The organism is Luteibacter jiangsuensis, assembly GCF_030812295.1.
Classification (GTDB): domain Bacteria; phylum Pseudomonadota; class Gammaproteobacteria; order Xanthomonadales; family Rhodanobacteraceae; genus Luteibacter; species Luteibacter jiangsuensis_A.
In genome coordinates this window covers 711703-730517 of record NZ_JAUSSK010000002.1, presented here as the reverse complement: position 1 = coordinate 730517, position 18815 = coordinate 711703, and the positions used below count along the sequence as shown (strand labels likewise).

Below are 18815 nucleotides of genomic sequence, written 5' to 3'. Positions count from 1 at the left end.
GCAACCCTTCGGTTGCCGGCGTCGGGAATGTGCCCGGGGGTCACCACAACACCGATATCCAGGTTCCGCGCCCGCGGAGCCCGGGCATGCCTTTGCCTTGAAATCGTTCCGAGGAGGCGTTTCTTCATGCTCAGCTTCAAGTCACTCAACAAGACCACCCTCGCCGTCGCGCTGGCACTCGCGTCGAGCCCCGCGGCTTTCGCCCAGTCGACGACGGGCGGCATCTTCGGACAGGCCCCCGTGGCCGCGGGCCAGACGGTGGTGGTCACCAGCGATACCGGCCTCAGCCGCGAAATCCCGGTGGACGACCGCGGCAGGTACTCCGTGGGTCAGTTGCCGCTGGGCACCTATACGGTCAGCTTGCGCGCCAATGGGCAGACCGTCGATACGCGACAGAACATCGTGCTCAAGGTCGGTGCCGGCACCGAGGTCTCGTTCGCACCCAGCGATGCCCAGACACTCAGTGGCGTGACCGTCTCCGCATCGGCCTTGCCGAAGATCGACGTCTCCACCATCGATTCCCGCACCGTGGTCACGTCCGAGCAGCTGGCCCGCCTGCCGCTGGGCCGCAATTCGGAAGCCATCGCCCTGCTCGCACCGGGCGTGGTCAACAACGGCGGCAGCTTCAAGGGCCCCACGGGCAATTCACTGGTGAGCTTCGGTGGCTCGGCGGCCAGCGAGAACGCTTATTACGTGAACGGCTTCGCCACGACCGATCCGTTGCGCGGGTTCGGCGGCCTGTCATTGCCTTACGGTGCCATCGACCAGCAGGAGGTCTATACCGGTGGCTACAGCGCCCAGTACGGGCGTTCCGACGGCGGCGTGATCAACGTGGTCGGCAAGCGAGGTACGAACGAATGGCACTTCGGCGCACAGGTGCTGTGGGAGCCAGGCTTCGCGCGCGCCAGCCAGCGCGACCGCTACTTCGAGAACGGCCTTCCCGCCTCCCCGCGCGCGGGCTCGCTGTACTCGCCGGACAGCGAGAACGACTACGACAGCACGACGGTGAGTGCCTATGCCGGCGGACCACTGATCAAGGACAAGCTGTTCGTTTTCGTCGCCGGGGAATTCCAGCGGCAGGAAGGTAATACGGTTAATCCCGTCAGCGGGTACACGAGCACCAAACCGTACGTGGACTACCGGTACAACTCGCCGCGCTGGTACGGAAAGGTCGACTGGAACATCACGGATAACAATATCCTCGAAGTGACCGGCGCATCGGACAAGTACGAAACCTCGGGCAGCATCTACAACTACGATTACAACAGCCGCACGCGTCTCGCCCGCATCGGCCAGGACGACGATATCAAGACCGGCGGCAACCTCTGGACGGCGAAGTACACCGGCTATATCACCGATGACCTCACCATCACCGCCCTCTACGGCAAGCTGCATACCACCGACTACGATGCACCGGGCGGGTACGATCCCTCGCTCACCTATGTGGACGGCCTGGTCAACCAGAATCCGGCGCTGAACGGCGGTACCGGGCGCGGCAACAGCCAGACGGTATCGAGCCTTATTCCTTCCGGGCGCGGCAACCGCACCACCAACACGCGGTTCGACATCACCTATAAGATCGGCGACCACACGATCACCGCCGGCATCGACAACCAGACCGCGACGGCACTCGACCAGGGCTCGGTCACCTCGGGCCCGGGCTACTCGTGGACCTATGGTCAGGGCGATCCCGACACGCCCATCTCCACAGGACTCGGCGTACCGGCCACGGGCGGCTTCCCCAACGGCGCCGAAGGCTATTACGTGGTGCAGAACATCAGCAGCAGCCTCGCCACCGTGCGATCGACGCAGCGCGCGCAATACATCGAGGACAAGTGGCAGATCAACGATCGCTGGCTGCTCTCGGTGGGCTTGCGCAACGATCAGTTCCAGAACTTCAATGCGGATGGCGATGCGTTCATCACCCAGCACAAGCCGCAGTGGGCGCCGCGCCTTGGCGCCAGCTGGGACGTATACGGTGACGCGACGTTCAAGGTGTACGCCAACGCGGGCCGGTATTACCTGGGCCTGCCACTCAACCCGGCGCTGAACGCCGCGGGCGGCGCACTCACCACCTCGCAATACTTCACCTACGGCGGCATCGCCGCCGATGGCACGCCGACCGGCCTTACCACCATCTCACCGCCGGTCGCGGCGAACAATACCTTTGGACAACTGCCCGATCCGAAGACGGTCACGACCAAGGGCCTGAAGTCCGAATACCAGGACGAGTTCATCCTCGGCTTCACCAAGACGCTGGGCACCGACTGGGTCTACGGCGCGAAGGCCACGCAGCGCATCCTGCGCAACGCCATCGACGACTATTGCGACATCGACCTGGTACTGGCCAAGGCCCAGTCGCTCGGCTACGACGTCACCACCGACAGCAACCCCGTGAGCTGCTGGCTGTTCAACCCGGGCAAGGCGAACACGTTCAACCTCGTCGACACCTCGGGCAACTACGTGAGCGTACCGCTCTCGAACAAGGAGTTCGGCTTCGACCGGTTGAAGCGGCGCTACTACTCGCTGGAGACCTTCCTCGAGCATCCCTTCAGCAACGGCTGGTACGGCAAGGTCAGCTACACCTTCTCGCGAAGCTACGGCAATACGGAAGGCCAGCTGCGCTCGGACCTCTACCGCGAATCGCGCGGCACGGGCCAGACTGCGGTTTCGACGACGCAGGACTGGGACAACTCGTACATCATGGTCAATACGAACGGGGTGCAGAACAACGATCACAAGCACCAGCTGAAGTTCTTCGGCTACTACGAGTTCACGCCCGAGTGGCTGGTCAGCGGTAACCTCAGCATGATCTCGGGCGCGCCGAAACCTTGCCTCGGTTATTTCGGCATCGATCGCACCGATCCCGCCGGCTACGGCAACAGCTACCACTTCTGCAATGGCCTGCCCTCGCCGCCGGGAAGCCATGGGCGCCTGCCCTGGGTGCGCCAGATCGATCTCGGCGTCACCTATCGTCCGGCCTTCGCCGATTCGAAACTGGCGTTCAACGCCAACGTGTTCAACGTGCTCAACGAACAGAAGGTGATCGGCATCTATCCCAACGCCGAATCCAATCCCAACCTGGCCAATCCGCTATATGGAACGCCGACCTCGCGTCAGCTTCCGCGCTACGTGCGGCTTAGCGTGAACTACGACTACTGACGTCGACACGCTTCGGAAACACAGCGGGGGCGGCCCTGTCGGACCGCCCCCGATATACATGGCCCGGAGCCACGCGGGTGCCGGGTTACTCCAGGTCACCCAATCGCGAATCCATCTTCGGCGCGGCCAGCCAGCCGCCAATGTCCTCACCGATCGCGTTCACGGTGCGCGACAGCACCGCGCAGTTCCCCTTGAAACCACCGAACGCTCCGCCCATCGAAGTGCGCCGCGCCTTGAAGCTGCCGACGACCTGGCCGTTGTCGTACAGCTTGCCCCGGACCGACATCGACTTGCGGTGTCCAATGAAGCCGTTGCCGTCGGCGGCGACGTCGGTGATCTCGATTTCCAGCGCGCGTCCCGCCGTGGCGCTCGTCACCTGCGGCGCGAAAGTCACCGGCACGCTGGCCTCCTTCGCCGCGGCGGCTATCGCATCGGGCAGATCCTCGTCGAGCTTGCATTCGGCACGAACGGCCTTTGGAATCTCCGCGTCCTCGTTGAAAGCCACCGGCCTCGGTACCGTCACGCCATCCGCCGCGTATGCCGCCGGCGCGACGGCCAGCATCATCAATGCGGCAAGCATCCCCTTTCCCATCTTCCTCTCCCCTGACTGATCCATGCCGATCCACGTCGGCGGGCACATTATGCCTGCGCGGGCGTCCCCTTCGATCACTTCCCGCTATTGAGGCGGCTGTGCTTCACGCCATAGGTGAAGTACACGATCAAACCGATGCCCATCCAGATGGCGAACCGCTCGAAGGTGATCCAGGGCAAGCCCCAGATCAGTGCCAGCGAGAACAGGATGCCCAGCGGCGCCACGAACCACACGGCCGGCGTGCGGAACTTGCGCTCCAGGTCCGGCTTGCGCACGCGCAGTACCAGGACCGACGCGCAAATGAGGATGAAGGCGCTGAGCGTGCCGATGTTCACCAGTTCGGCCACCTCACCGATCGGCAGCAGGCCAGCGACGATCGCGGTGAAGATGCCGAGGATCATGGTCGGCCGTGCCGGCGTACCGAAGCGCGGATGCACGCGGGCGAACCATGCGGGGAGCAGGCCGTCGCGCGAGAGCGCGAACCAGATCCGCGCCGCACCGAGCATGAAGGCGAACAGCACGCTGATCACGCCGATAACGGCGGCGACGGCGATCACGTTGCTCAACCAGGGCAGGCCGATCGCGTTGAACGCATCGGACACCGAGGCCTCGCCACTCAGCGTGGCATAGGGAACGATGCCGGTGAGCACGAGGGACACGGCAATGTAGAGCACCATGGCCACGGCCAGCGAAAGCAGCACCGCGCGCGGCAGGTCGCGTTGCGGATTCTTCGCTTCCTCGGCCGCCGTGGTGAGCGTGTCGTAGCCGAACACGGCGAAGAAGACCACGCTCGCGCCGGTGAGCACGCCGTGCCAGCCAAAATGGCCGACGCCCTTGTCGTCGAAGATCCGCTCCGGAATGAACGGGTGCCAGTTGGCCGTATTGATGAAGAAGGCACCGACACCGATCACCAGTGCCACGCCGAGCACCTTGATGCCCACGATGAGGGTGTTCAGGCGCGCGCCCCACTCCGTGCGCACCGAGAGGAGGATCGCTACCAGCAGCGAGATGCCGGCCGCGATCACGTTGAAGCGATGACCATCGGTCGGCGCGGCGACGGGCTCGGCGAACGAGACGCCCAGCGAACCCAGCCCCTGCTGCCAGAAATACTTCATGGTGTCGGCGCTCATGCTCTTCTGCGCCCATTCCGGCAGGTGTACGCCGGCGCTGGCCAGCAATACCTGCACGTAGCCGGACCAGCCGATCGCCACCACGGCGACCACCAGCGCGTATTCGAGGAGGAGATCCCAGCCGATGATCCAGGCCGCTCCCTCACCAAGCACCGCATAGCCATAGGTGTAGGCGCTGCCCGTGACCGGGATCAGGCCGGCGAACTCGGCATAGCAGAGAGCCGCGCAGGCGCTGCCGAAGCCGGCGATGATGAAGCTCAGGGCCACGGCAGGCCCCGCGTTGAGCGCGGCCTGCTGACCCGCGAGCACGAAGATGCCCACGCCGATGATGCCGCCGATACCGATCGCCGTGAGCTGCCACAGACCCAGCACGCGCCGGAAGTCCGTGCGCTGGCCGACTTCGGCCTGGAGCTGCTCGACGGACTTGTGGCGGAGGAACTTCGCTAACGACATCGGGTGGATCCCCTGGGGCTGGCTGACCGGGGATCATAGCCGGGCAAGCCCGGAGTGTCGTCAGCGCGGGCCGATGCGCCGTGTCAGCGTTCGTCGAGAGCCTTGCGCCCCAGGGCCGGGTCATCGGTGAAGAACGCATCGATGCCAGTGGCCAGGTAGGCGCGTATCTCCGCCACCGAACCGGCTTCGTTGCGCGCGGCATCGCCGGCGCCATTGCGGAAATCCGCGGCCAGGAAGCGATTTTCAGGACGGAAGGTGTACGGATGGACCTCGAGCCCTGCGGCATGCGCGTCACGAACCAGCGATGCCACGGGCGCCAGCCGGCCGTCCTTGCCCAGCGGAATGATGCTCCGCGTGGATGGACCGATCGCGTCCGCGTAAGCGGCAATGGCCTTCAGGCCTGAGGGGGTCATCATCTTGCCGTACGTGATCGACGGCTCGTCGGCCGGATGCTCCGCCGCATCGTCCATCAGCTGCAGCAGGCGGATGTTGGGATGACCCTTGCCCAGCTTCCCGCGCAGGTACTTCAGGTTGCCGACCTCGAAGGACTGGATCTCCACCGGCGCGACGCGCGTGTAGGCATGGACGTCCAGGGTTGCCAGCACCTTGTCCTCCATCGGCAGGCCAAGGCCACGGAAATAGGTGGAATGCTTGATCTCGGGAATGATGCCGATGACCCGGTGGCGGGCCGAGGCCTCGGCGGCGACGAACTCGATCATCTCGTCGAAAGTCGGCACGCTGAACTGCCCGTCGAACGCCGTGTTGGCCTTGCGGATATCGGCAAGGCGCTCCCGGGCACGCAAGGTCTTCAGTTCGGCCAGGGTGAAATCCTCGGTGAACCAGCCCGTGATCGTCACGCCGTCGACCGTCTTCGTGGTACGCCGGCCAGCGAATTCCGGATGGACGGCGACATCGGTGGTACCGCCGATCTCGTTCTCGTGGCGGACGACCAGTACGCCGTCCTTGGTCGAGACAAGGTCCGGCTCGACGAAATCCGCGCCGTCCTCGATGGCCACCGCGTACGACGCCAGGGTGTGCTCGGGCCGCAGGGCGCTGGCGCCACGATGGCCGATGACGAGGACCTTCGCGGCGAGCGGCGTCACCGGGGCGGCGGTCGTGGGCATCGGGATCGCTCCAAGGGCGAGGAACACAACGCACGAGGATAGAGCAAACGCCTTCATCAGAAATCCGCCGTCAGGGTGAGGAAGCTCTGCCGCGGCGCACTGGCGTGGAACGCCAGGGCACGGCCTTGCGGGTCCGTCGCGGCGAACGCGGTGAGGTTCGTCGCGTAGCGGTGGTCCGTGAGGTTGGTGATGTTGAGGGCCAGGGTCAGCGCCTTCAGGCTGGCGACGGGACCGAAGTCGTAGCTGGCGCCGAAGTCGAAGGAGGTCGCACCGGCCACGCTCTGGTCATTCGTATAGGTGTAGTAGCGCTTGCCGGTGTACTTGCCGCGCAGACTGGCCGACCAGGGGCCCGAGGTCCAGCTGATCTCGCTGGCGAACATGCGCCTGGGCGTGTCCACCGTGGTCTTGTCCTTCACCGGAACGACCTTGCCGTTGGCGACGTAGTTGTCGTCGTACGTGGAATCATTGAACGACGCCGAGTTATACCACTCGAAACCGCGCACGGGCTTCCAGATGAAGGTGAACTCCGCACCGCGGCTGCTCACCGAGCCGACGTTGACGAAGGCGGTATTGCATTCCGGGCGCGTACCCACCTCGATGCTCGGGCAGGGGTTGAGCGAGAGCAGGCGGTTGTCGAACTTCACGTCGTACAACGCGACCGATGCCTCGTATCCCTCGCCGACGCTGCGGAAGCCGCCGTCGATCGAACGCGACTGCTCGGGCTTCAGGTTCGATTTCGTGCCGTCGAAGGCGGCTTGCGACACCGACAACGGGCCACCCGCGCCACCGCCCTGGAAGGCGGCGATGTTCTTGGCATAGGAAAGGAAGATCTCCTGGCCCGGCGCCAGCTGGAACGCCAGCCCGGCCTGCGGCAGCAGTGACTTGCCCGCTTTCAGGGTGCCATTGGCATAGGGGCCTTCCACGCCGGGCAGTTCGACCGCTTTCATGGTGGTGTGCGGACTCTTCACGCCCACGTCGATGCTGAGACGGTCGTCGAGCGCCTTGAAGCTGTCCTGCAGGTAGGCCTGCTTGGTGGTGATCGTATAGTCCTGCGCGAACAGGCGCCGATCCGGATCGGAGAGGTAGCGATCGTCGCTGACCGGCCCGTCGATGTAGTAGAAATTGCGCTCGACGTGATGGTCGTTCTTTTCGTACCAGACGCCACCTTCCACGTGGTGGTTGCCCAGATCCCACGACAACGACGCGATGGCGCCGTTACGGTTGATCGTGTAGTTCGTGCTGCGGATCGAGATCGGCAGTTCGTCCGGCGTGCCTGGATTGGACTTCTGTCCCGGCGACCACCAGTGGCCCTGTCCGGCGTTTTCGTGGTGGTAGACCTGGGTATGCAGCGTGGCCGCGTCGGCGACGGTGAAGTCGCCCGCGAGGTAGTAGAGATCGTCGCGGCGCAACGCGCGGCTCTGGTAATAGGCGTCGTCGATGTTGTCCACGCCACCGGAGAAGCCACAACGCGGGTCGCTCACGCCACCCTTGGTATACGCGGGGGCGCAGTAGGCCGCCGCCAGTGCGCGGTTCCAGTCGGGGGCATAGAGATTCCAGTCCCAGCCGAGACCGCGCTTCAGGCCGCTCTTGGAGAGGTAGGCGTAGTCGGCCTGGCTCGTTCGCGAGGTATCGGCGAAACCGGTGATGCGATTGCCTTCACCGAACTCGTAGACGGCCTTGCCGTTGAACTGCTTGGTGTTGGTCGGCGAATCGGGGCGTGCCCACATGTCCGCATCGGCGTGGGCGCCGGACAGGTACATGGAGAAACCCTTGTAATCGCCGGTGTCGATGCGCGCATAGGTACGCCGGTTGTGGTCGCTGCCGAAGGTCTGCGCCACCTTGCCGCCGAAGGTCTTCGCCGGATCCGACGAAAAATACTGGATGGCGCCGCCGAGGTTGCTGGTGGAGGCCGTGCCGAGCGCCGCGATCCCTTCGGACAACTCGACGGTGGCCATGTTCTCCGGCAACAACGCGCGCGAGATGTTCAGGCCGTTGTAGTTGCCGTAGGCGTTGTCGCCGAGCGGCAGGCCATCGAGCGTGTAGCCCAGGCGAGTGGTGTTGAAACCACGCAAGGTGATCGATTGCGATTCCTCGTTGGCACCGAAGGCGTCGTTCGATTGCACCGATACACCGGGAAGGCGGTTGAGGATCTTCTGCGGGCTGGTCCCCGGCGGGAGCACCTTCTGGTCCTCCGGCACGATACGCTGCACCTGGCGTGTCTCGCCCTGGCCGATGACGGAAACCGCTTCCAGGTCCTGGGTCTTCGGCGGCGGCGCATCGTCGGCCTGGGCCTGGAAGGCGAGCGCGGAAGCGAGGGCGAGGAACAGGGCGCGGCGGGAGTACGTCATCGACAGGCAACTCGTCATGGGGAAGCGGACGAGAGTGACTGGCAAGTGTTTACGTTTTTTTACGGTGACGGGAAGATGTGGCGAAGCGGTGACGTGGTTCGCAGTCGGGACAGCGTCCCCGAACTGCAACATCATGGCGTCACCATTCCCCCTTTTAACCTCACGGAATCGCCCATGCGCCGACTCGCCCGACTGGCCGCCCTGTGCCTCATGGCCCTCGCCGTCGAGGCCCACGCGGCACACCGCGTCATCGTCTTCGTCTGGGACGGCATGCGGCCGGACGCGATCAGCGAGGAAGACACGCCAAACCTCGCGGCGCTGGTGAAGCAGGGCACCTACTTCGCGGACAACCACGCGACCTACCCGACCTTCACCATGGTCAACGCATCGAGTTTCGCCACGGGCTCGTTCCCCGGCACGATCGGCTTCTTCGGTAACCGCTTCTGGGCGCCGGGGGCCAGGGGCTTCGATGCCAAGGGCGCGCCAAGCGACTTCAATGCGCCCGTCTACACCGAGGACTATGCCGTCCTCCGCGCACTGGACGATCACTGGGACCATGACCTGTTGCAGGCACCGACGCTGCTCGGCAAGGCACGCAAGGCGGGCCTGAAGACGGCGGTGGTCGGCAAGTCCGGCCCGGCCTTCCTGCAGGATATCCATGAAGGCGGCACGATCCTCGACGAGAACGTCGCCTTGCCATTGGCATTCGCGAAGAAGCTTGCCGGTGCCGGCTTTCCCCTGCCCGCCAACACGGTGCACGCGTATGAACCGGATCGCTTCCAGCTCGAACCGGACAATGGCACGCCGACGGCCCCGCTCCCGCTGGTGACATTGAAGGACGGCGTCACCTCGGACGCGTCCGATGGCGCAGGGGCACCGCCGACGGCGGCCAACGCGTACCTGATGCACGCTTTCCTCGATTACGTGCTGCCGGTCGAGAAGCCGGACATCAGCTTCGTCTGGCTGCGCAATCCGGATTCCACGGAGCATGCCTATGGTGTCGGCTCGCCGAACTTCCACCTTGCACTGCGAGCGCAGGACGAGTTGCTGGGAAAGCTGCAGGCGCGATTGAAGGAGCTGGGCATGGAAGGCGACACCGACCTCGTCATCGTATCCGACCATGCCCACAGCAACGTTTCCGGGCCCGTGGACCTCTTTCCGCTACGGACCATCAACGACGGCCGAGTGGGCCACGTCGACGCCGAGTGGGGCTATGCCACCTCGGGTGCCATCCGCCTCGCCGACGAGATGAGCCGCGCGGGTTTCGTGGCTTTCGATGGGTTCGGGTGCATCTACACGCCCGTGATGTCCGGCGTGAAGGCCGATGGCAGCCCGTTGCGCCCCACCCGCTACGACGACGACGGCAGGATCTGCGGCAAGCCAGGTCCTTACACGACCCCCGCTTACAAGGTTCCGGCCGAGCTGCCGAAGGATGCCTTCGTCATCGCCCCGAACGGCGGCAGCGAATACCTCTACCAGCCCACCCACGACCGCGATCTGGTACGGAAGGCCGTTCGCTTCCTGCAGAGCCGTGAGCCCTTCGGTGCCATCTTCGTCGACACCCGCTACGGCAAGCTGCCCGGCACGCTGCCGCTGGCGACGGTGCACCTCGCCAACAAACGCGCACCGGATATCGTGGTGAGCTACGACTTCGATGCCGATGCCACGATGCAGGGATTCAAGGGCACGGAGTACACCAGCATGTCGAACGAACGAGGCATGCACGGCAGCTTCAGTCCGGTGGACGTGCACAACCTCCTCGTCGCGACCGGTCCGGATTTCCGGCAGGGCCTGCACAGCGAGCTGCCCAGCGGTAACGTGGACCTCGCGCCGACGCTGGCATCGCTGTTGAAGCTCGATCTGGGGAAGGCGGATGGGCGCGTGCTGCGCGAAGGGCTGGCCGGCCGTGGCGCCGAAGGCCTGTCGGTGAAGGCCGCCAGCGTGACCACCGACACCGCCACCGGCCTCGATATCCGCCGCGCCGACGGTTCGTCGATGAACCGGACGTCGTACCGGTTCGTCCTGAAAACCAAGCGACTCGACGACAACGGCAAGACCTACACCTATTTCGACGAAGCGAAAGCCGACCGCCAGTAACCCCTCACACCCTGTGGGAGCCGCTTCAGCGGCGGTCCCGCGGCAGCGGGCAAAGCTCCCGCAAGCACCCCATCGCCGACAAAGTCGGTTCCCACATCAGGGGCCGGTTCCAGCCTAGGGGTCGGCCCCACCGAAACGATGCTCCGGCATTTCTGCTAGTTTCCCGTCCCGAACCCCGTCTCCACCGGATACCCGCGATGTTCAAGACCCTCGCCCTGGCCACGCTCTCGGCCGCCCTGCTCGCCGCCTGCGCCGGCACCCCCGCTGGAAAGCCCGCGGCGCCCACCGGCGTGAAGGACGGGGCGACGCTCGACCTCGCCATCCTCGAGACCACCGACGTCCACTCGAACATCCTTTCCTACGACTACTACAAGCAGAAGGACGACCCGACCTTCGGCTATGAACGCGTCGCCACGCTGATCCGCCAGGCCCGCAGGGAATTCCCGAACACGGTGTTGTTCGACAGCGGGGACACCATCCAGGGTTCCGTGCTCGCCGACTACCAGGCGCTGGTGAAGCCGGTGGGTTGCGACACGGAGCTCGGCATCTACAAGGCGATGGATGCCGTGGGTTACGACGGCGGTACCGCCGGCAACCATGAATTCAACTATGGCCTGCCCTTCCTCGCCCAGGTGACGAACACTGCGATGAACGTCGATGGCGTGAGCCCGCGGCAGTGCGCCGGACCGAAGTTCCCCCTGGTGCTTTCCAACGTATACAGCGCACGCGACGGCAAGCCGATCTTCAAGCCCTGGACGATCGTCGAGAAGTCCGTCACGGCGACCGGCCCCGATGGCAAGCCGGTCACCACCATGCTCAGGATCGGCATCATCGGTTTCACTCCCCCGCCGATCCTCGACTGGGACAAGCGCAATCTCGCCGGCAAGGTCACCGTCGATGGCGTCGTCGAAGCCGCGAACAAGTACATGCCGGAAGTGAAAGCCGAGCACCCCGATCTCGTCGTGGCGATCCTGCACGGTGGACTGAACACGGCGCCCTACACGCCGCAGATGGAGAACGGTGGCTGGTACCTCGCCGGTGTTCCTGGCATCGATGCCTTGCTCCTGGGCCACTCGCACACCGAATTTCCCGGACCGCGCTATGCCGACATGAAGGACGTGGACGCGAAGCGCGGCCTCGTGCGCGGGGTGCCGGCCGTCATGGGCGGCTTCTTCGGCAAGGACCTCGGCGTGATCGACATGACGCTGAAGCGCGAGGCTGGCCGCTGGGTGGTGGACAAGGACAAGAGCCACAGCCAGGTCCGCCCGATCTGCCCGAAGAAGAACGAGTGCGTGGCCCCCGATCCGGCCATCGCGCCGATCGTGCGCGAGGCCCACGAGGCCGCCATCGCCTACGTGAACACGCCGATCGGCGCCACCGATCATCCGCTCAGCAGCTACTTCGCCGACGAAGGCAACATGTCCGCGCTGGCGGTGGTCAACGCGGCGCAGATCGACTACGCGCGTGACGACCTCGGCCGCACGCATCCGGAATGGAAGGACGTGCCCGTGCTTTCCGCCGCATCCGCCTTCCGTACGGGCTTCGGCGGCCCGGACGATTTCACCGACGTTCCCGCCGGCCCGATGACGATCCGCAACGCGGCCGACCTGTACTTCTATCCGAACACCCTCGCCGCGGTGAAGACCGATGGCGCTGGCGTGAAGGCCTGGCTGGAGAAGTCGGCGACGCGCTTCAACCGGATCGATCCAGCGAAGGAGGGCGAGCAGGCGCTGATCGGCGGCTTCCCCGGTTACAACTTCGACCAGATGCAAGGCGGCATCACCTACACCATCGACGTGAGCAAGCCCGAGGGCGAGCGCATCGTCGACCTCCGCTACAAGGGCAAGCCGGTGAAGCCGGGCCAGCCGTTCATCGTCGTGACCAACAACTACCGCGCCAGCGGTGGCGGCGGATTCCCCGGCATGGACGACGCCAACATCGTACTGAGCGCACCCGACGGCAACCGCGAAGTGGTGATCCACTGGGTGGAGGCGAAGAAGACGCTGACGCGCAAGGACGTGGACAAGCGCTCGTGGATCTTCGCGCCGCTGAAGACCAGGGGTGCGGTGACGTTCACCTCGGCCAGCGGGAAGGAAGACGTGGCGAAGTCGCTCGGCCTGCCGATCCGCCAGCTGCGCGACAACGGCGACGGCACGGCGGTTTATTCGATCGACCTGTCGAAACGCTGAGCATTACCGCGCGACCCCGCTTCCGTGGGAGCCGCTTCAGCGGCGATCCCGCGGCAGCGGGCCAGGTCGAGGCAAGTACCCATCGCCGCTGAAGCGGCTCCCACAACAGCCTCCACATACTCAGCCACGCTGCCCATCGCCCATGCCGGTGGTGGGAGCCGACCCTGTCGGCGATTCGGTCTGCCAAGCTCACCAGAAACCCCGCATAGGCCATCTGGCCGCCCCTCGCCACGCTTGACAGCCCCATCGCGCAAGGCATAACGTCGACCCATGCATCCCATCACGCCAGCGCTGCGCTCCATCACGGCCCTCACGGCCGGCGTGCTCGCGTCCCTGTCCACCACCGCGACTACAACCACCACGACCACTACCCTGGTCGGAGGATCGGAGTTCGCGCGCGCCTAGTTCCCTTGTCGCTGCCGGCCCCGACCTCCCGCAGGACGGGACCGGCGCCAGGACCATCAGCCGACAACCCACCTGACGTGATCGAAGGGCCTCTCGCCGGAGGCTTTGATCGTGTCCATCGCTATCGCACCACCCCGTTCACCACTCCGTGCCGCGCCCCTGCGCGCGGTCGTCCCGCCGTTCGCCGTCAACATCGGCATCGTCGGCCCCGGCAAGGTCGGTAGCGCCCTGCTCACCCAGCTCCGGCTGGCGGCGCCGCGCCTGCTCCGCGACTGCAACCTGGAACTCCACCTGCGCGGGGTCAGTGACAGCCGCCACATGTGGCTCGACTGCGACGACGATGCCTTGAACAGCCGCACGCACGGTGCGCAGACCTGGCGCCCGGCCGAGCTGGACGAGTTCGCCGCCTACGTGGCGGGTGAACGCGGCGAAGCGGCCGTCCTCGCCGATTGCAGCGCCAGCGATGTGGTCGCCGACCACTATGCCGGTTGGCTCGCCGCCGGCATCCATGTGGTGACGCCGAACAAACGTGCCGCCAGCGGACCACTCGAACGCTGGCGCAAGATCGGCGGCGCGGCGAGCGCCAGCGGTGCGCGCCTGCATTACGAAGGCACGGTCGGCGCCGGGCTTCCGGTCGTGCAGACGCTGCGCGACCTGATCGATACGGGCGACGAACTCACCGCCGTGGAAGGCATGCTTTCCGGCACCCTGGCATGGCTGTTCAACCGCTTCGACGGCTCGGTTCCCTTCTCGGCCCTCGTTCGCGAAGCGCATGCCATGGGCTACACGGAGCCCGACCCGCGCGACGACCTGTCTGGCACGGACGTGGCGCGCAAGCTCGTCATTCTCGCTCGCGAAGCGGGCCTGGCGCTCTCGCTCGAGGACGTTGCCGTGCGCAGCCTCATCCCCGCCGCCCTCGCTGGATGTTCGCGGGAGGAGTTCATGGAAAACCTGGAAGGCATGGATGCGCCGATGTCCGCCCTGCTTTCCGAAGCGCAGGCGTCGGGCCATGTGCTCCGCCACGTGGCGCGGCTCGATGGCCGGCAGGCGTCGGTCGGCGTCCAGGCGATCGATCGCGAGCATGCCTTCGCCCACTCGCGGCTCACCGACAACGTGGTCCGTTTCGCCACGCGCCGTTACTGCGACAATGCGCTGGTCGTCCAGGGACCGGGGGCCGGTCCGGAAGTCACGGCGGCGGCGGTATTCGCCGACCTGCTACGCGTGGCGGGCGCGATGGGAGTAAAACGGTGCGCATGCTGAAAGAAGAATCCTTGCCCTTGGCCCGCGCGGGTGTCGCCGTGGCCGAGGCCTATGCCAGTGTCGGCAACGTCGGCATCGGCTTCGATATCCTCGGCCATACGGTCGCGGGCGCCGGCGATCGCGCCGAAGTGCGCCGCATTCCAGAGCGCGAGGTTCGCATCGCTGCCATCGACGGTATCGTGACCGACCTGCCCTTGCACGCGCCGGACAACACGGCGGGCGCAGCGCTGCTGTCGATGCTGCATGCACTGGACCTGCCGTTCGGTTTCGAACTGACCCTGCACAAGGGCATCGCCCTCGGCTCCGGCATGGGCGGTTCAGCGGCATCCTGCGTGGCGGCCATCGTCGCCGCGAACGCGCTGCTCGACGAACCCCTGTCGCGCGAGGCCCTGTACCCCTTCGCCCTCGACGGTGAAGTCGTCGCCAGCGGTAGCCGCCACGGCGACAACCTGGGGCCGATGCTGATCGGCGGCCTCGTGCTGGCCACGACCTCCCGGCTGGTCCGTATCCCGGTGCCGGCGGCCTGGCACTGCGCGCTCGTCCATCCGCACGTGGTGTTGGAGACGCGGCGCGCGCGCGCCGCGCTGGCCGGTCATTACACCCTGGGCGAATTCGTGGCGCAAAGCGCCAACCTGGCTCTCGTTTTGGCGGGCTGCTACCGCGGCGAAGCGGCGCTGGTGCGCGAGGGCTTGTCCGACGTGCTCGTCGAGCCCCGGCGTGCACCCCTGATTCCCGGCTTCGCCCAGGTGAAACAGGCCGCCCTCGACCACGGCGCCTTCGGTGCCAGCATTTCCGGCGCCGGACCCAGCGTGTTCGGCTGGTTCGAGGACCGCGCCTCGGCCGAAGCGGCGGCGCTCGACATGCGCGCCGCCTTCAAGGCCGCCGGCCATGACAGCGACATGCTGGTCGCCCCGATCGACGGCCCCGCCGCGAAAGTGCTGTGAGCATGCGTTATGTCAGCACGCGCGGCGGCGCCGCGCCCGTCGGTCTTTCCGGTGCCATCGCCGCCGGCCTCGCGCCCGATGGTGGCCTGTACGTGCCCGAGACCATGCCGAGGATCGGCCTGCCCCCGCTCGACGGCTACCTCTCGGGGACGGCGCAGCGCATGCTGGAGCCGTTCTTCGAAGGCGACCCTCTCGCCGACGACTTGCCCGCCATCTGCGCCGAGGCTTTCGCCTTCCCCGCGCCACGCCGTGAGCTTCGCATCGAAGGTGCGCACCTGCTCGAGTTGTTCCACGGTCCCACTGCCGCCTTCAAGGATTTCGGCGCGCGTTTCCTCGCCGCCTGCCTCACCCGCCTGCGCCGTGACACTGCGAGGCCGTTGACGATACTCGTCGCCACCTCGGGGGATACGGGCGCCGCCGTGGGGGCCGCCTTCCACGGCTTGCCGGGCGTACGCGTGGCGATCCTCTACCCGGACAACCGCGTATCACCCCGCCAGGCGCACCAGCTCGGCAGCTTCGGTGGAAACGTGCGCGCGCTTCGCGTCGAAGGCAGTTTCGACGACTGCCAGCGGCTGGTGAAGGAAGCGCTCGGGGATACGGCCCTGCAAGCGGACGTGCCGATGTCCTCCGCCAACAGCATCAGCCTCGGCCGCTTGCTGCCACAGATGGCGTACTTCGGCCATGCCTCGTTGCACGCGGGGGAGCGCATGAACACCATCGTGCCCACCGGCAACCTAGGCAACGCCGTCGCCTGCCTCTGGGCACGGGAGATCGGCCTGCCGATCGGCGAGGTGAGCTTCGCCTGCAACGCCAACGAGACCCTGCCGGAATTCTTCGCCGGCCGCCCCTACCGTGCGCGCGATGCCATCCCGACCATCGCCAATGCCATGGACGTCGGCGCCCCGAGCAACTTCGAACGGCTCCGCCATCTTTTCGGTGACGATGCGGCGACACGTCTCAATGGCCACGCGGAAAGCGTGGACGACGCCGCCATCCGCGACACCATCCACCGCCACGCAGCCAGCGACGGCGAAGTGTTCTGCCCGCATACCGCCACCGGCATCCGCGTATTCGAGCGCAAGCGCCTGGCGGGCGACCGCAGCGGCTGGACCATCGCCGCCACGGCCCATCCGGCCAAGTTCGACACGATCGTCGAGCCGTTGATCGGGCGTCGCGTGGAGGTGCCCGCGGCGTTGGCGGCGATGCTCGCACGCGACGCATCGGCTGAACCGATGGCGGTGGATGGGCGGGTTTTTGCGGATTGGTTGCGAGGTTGGTGATCGGGCCAGGGAAACTACGTCGCCTGTGATCCAACGTGTACTTCGGGAACGCGAGGCGTAACCGGAGGGCTTTTCAGAGAAGTTCTGTTCGTACTCATGGTAAGTGTTGGCAAAACCCTTCGCCGATGAATCGGCTCCCACGAAGGGGGAATCCAGGGTTGGGGCGAGCCCGCCAACGGCGTTATTGGACACCTTCCCGGGAACCCATACCAGTTGACCAGACCCCAATCCCAAGGCGCCGCAGGCGACAAAACCACCGCCTCGGGCGTCTAGCCGTCCAAATGTCCTAGGAATAAAGTTTCTTCGGAAAGTGTTGACACACGCCAACGACCTGACATACGGTCGACAACATGACGCAGCGCAACACCCATGGCCGCTTTGCCCTGAACCGACTTACGTCGGTCGGCGGCAAGCTGCGTCCCGGCAGCGGCCTCCTTCTTCTTAGCCTTGTACTTATTACCTGCGGAGGTGCGGGCTGAGGGCAAGTGTCCAGGTGAAACAAGAAAGAACCTGAAGACTCCCAAAGAACCCCGCACCCGGTAACGGATGCGGGGTTTTTTATTGCCCGGCCCGCCTCATTCACGAGCGGAGCCAGACATGAATCCAGCAAACCAGGGCAGCACCGACGCCGTCGAAAGCGACGTAGGCGGGCGCGTGCGCATCTTCGACACCACCTTGCGCGACGGCGAGCAGGCCCCCGGCTTCTCGATGGACCGTCGCGCCAAGATGCGCATGGCGCATGCCCTGGAGGAATTGGGCGTCGACATCATCGAGGCCGGCTTTCCGCAGGCCTCGCCCGACGATTTCGCCGCGGTGGCGGAGATCGCGAGGACGTTGAAGACACCCACGATCGCCGCGCTGGCCCGATGTCAGAATGCCGACATAGACAGCGCGGGCAAGGCCTTGCAAGGCGCCAGGCACTCACGGATCCACCTGTTCCTCTCGACCTCTCCCCTGCATCGCGAACACAAGCTGGGCAAGAGCAAGCAAGAAGTCATCGATATCGCCGCCGCCGCGATATACAGGGCCAAAGCCCTCGCCCACGAAGTCGAATTCTCCGCCGAAGACGCCCTGCGTACCGAGCCGGAGTACCTCGCCGAGATCTTCTCGGTGGCCGTCGAAGCCGGCGCCAGCGTGCTCAACGCGCCCGACACCGTCGGTTATGTCACCCCCTCCGAAATCACCGAGATGTTCCAGTACCTGCGCAAGCACGTGCGCGGGGCGGACAAGGTCGTGTTCTCGGCGCATTGCCACGACGACCTCGGCATGGCCGTGGCGAACAGCCTGGCCGCCGTCGGCGCCGGCGCGCGCCAGGTGGAGTGCACGATCAATGGCATCGGCGAGCGTGCGGGCAACGCGGCGCTGGAGGAAGTGGTGATGGCGCTGCACACGCGTCGGCCGCTGTTTCGCGTGGACACGGGCATCGTCACCCGGCACCTGTATCCCACCTCGCGCCTGCTCGCCGAAGTCACCGGCCAGCCGGTACCGCGCAACAAGGCCATCGTCGGCGACAACGCGTTCGCGCATGAGTCGGGCATCCACCAGCACGGCATGCTCAAGCACCGCGGCACCTACGAAATCATGCGGCCCCAGGACGTGGGCGCGAAGACGTCACTGGTCCTGGGCAAGCACTCCGGACGCCACGCGCTGCGCCAGCGCCTGGTCGAGCTCGGCCACGAGGTCGACGAGCCGACGCTCGACGCCGTCTTCGAAAGTTTCAAAACCCTGACAGACAAGCAGCGCTCAATCACCAACGATGACATCACGACGCTGATGGACATGCATCGAAACACCACCCGGACCGCGGCCGTCGCGGTCGAGTCCTGAAGGA

The 18815-nt window shown here is 65.8% G+C and carries 11 protein-coding genes; 7 read left to right on the top strand and 4 right to left on the bottom strand.

Translation table 11 applies throughout. From position 1 onward, the window contains the following. Positions 1–126: 126 nt before the first annotated feature. A complete protein-coding gene (locus J2T07_RS08510) occupies positions 127–3162 on the top strand; it encodes a TonB-dependent receptor (RefSeq protein ID WP_306848960.1) in 3036 nt (1011 codons plus the stop codon). Positions 3163–3247: 85 nt separating this feature from the next. On the opposite strand, the gene J2T07_RS08505 is transcribed toward J2T07_RS08510, so the two are convergent. The 4 genes from J2T07_RS08505 to J2T07_RS08490 form a co-directional block, all read right to left on the bottom strand. Then, positions 3248–3742, bottom strand: a complete 495-nt coding sequence (locus tag J2T07_RS08505; RefSeq protein WP_306848958.1) for a hypothetical protein — start codon at positions 3740–3742, stop codon at positions 3248–3250. Between the two features lie 86 nt (positions 3743–3828). Further along, positions 3829–5337 carry an amino acid permease gene (locus tag J2T07_RS08500; protein ID WP_306848956.1) on the bottom strand — a complete coding sequence of 503 codons (1509 nt, stop codon included), beginning with the start codon at positions 5335–5337 and terminating at the stop codon, positions 3829–3831. A gap of 83 nt (positions 5338–5420) precedes the next feature. Next, positions 5421–6461: a glycerophosphodiester phosphodiesterase gene (locus tag J2T07_RS08495; protein ID WP_306848953.1), complete on the bottom strand. Its 1041-nt coding sequence runs from the start codon at positions 6459–6461 to the stop codon at positions 5421–5423. Between the two features lie 56 nt (positions 6462–6517). Continuing rightward, on the bottom strand, positions 6518–8809 hold the full coding sequence (locus J2T07_RS08490; protein WP_430539333.1) for a TonB-dependent receptor: 2292 nt from the start codon (positions 8807–8809) through the stop codon (positions 6518–6520). A 174-nt stretch (positions 8810–8983) separates the two neighbouring features. On the opposite strand from J2T07_RS08490, the gene J2T07_RS08485 reads away from it, so the two are divergent. The 6 genes from J2T07_RS08485 (at position 8984) to J2T07_RS08460 (ending at position 18811) form a co-directional block, all read left to right on the top strand. Beyond that, entirely contained in the window at positions 8984–10906 is a 1923-nt protein-coding gene (locus J2T07_RS08485) for an alkaline phosphatase family protein (RefSeq protein ID WP_306848952.1), read from the top strand. A gap of 197 nt (positions 10907–11103) precedes the next feature. Next, complete coding sequence (locus tag J2T07_RS08480; RefSeq protein WP_306848951.1) at positions 11104–13095, top strand: bifunctional 2',3'-cyclic-nucleotide 2'-phosphodiesterase/3'-nucleotidase; 1992 nt, start codon at positions 11104–11106, stop codon at positions 13093–13095. Positions 13096–13611: 516 nt separating this feature from the next. Further along, complete coding sequence (locus tag J2T07_RS08475) at positions 13612–14760, top strand: homoserine dehydrogenase (protein WP_430539332.1); 1149 nt, start codon at positions 13612–13614, stop codon at positions 14758–14760. After that, the gene (locus J2T07_RS08470; RefSeq protein WP_306849525.1) at positions 14754–15704 is read left to right on the top strand and encodes a homoserine kinase; all 951 of its coding nucleotides are present in this window, start codon (positions 14754–14756) and stop codon (positions 15702–15704) included. The genes J2T07_RS08475 and J2T07_RS08470 overlap by 7 nt, the downstream gene beginning before the upstream one ends. A 2-nt stretch (positions 15705–15706) precedes the next feature. Further along, a complete protein-coding gene (thrC, locus tag J2T07_RS08465) occupies positions 15707–16984 on the top strand; it encodes a threonine synthase (protein WP_306849523.1) in 1278 nt (425 codons plus the stop codon). Between the two features lie 597 nt (positions 16985–17581). Beyond that, positions 17582–18811 carry a 2-isopropylmalate synthase gene (locus J2T07_RS08460; protein WP_306848950.1) on the top strand — a complete coding sequence of 410 codons (1230 nt, stop codon included), beginning with the start codon at positions 17582–17584 and terminating at the stop codon, positions 18809–18811. Positions 18812–18815 lie beyond the last annotated feature (4 nt).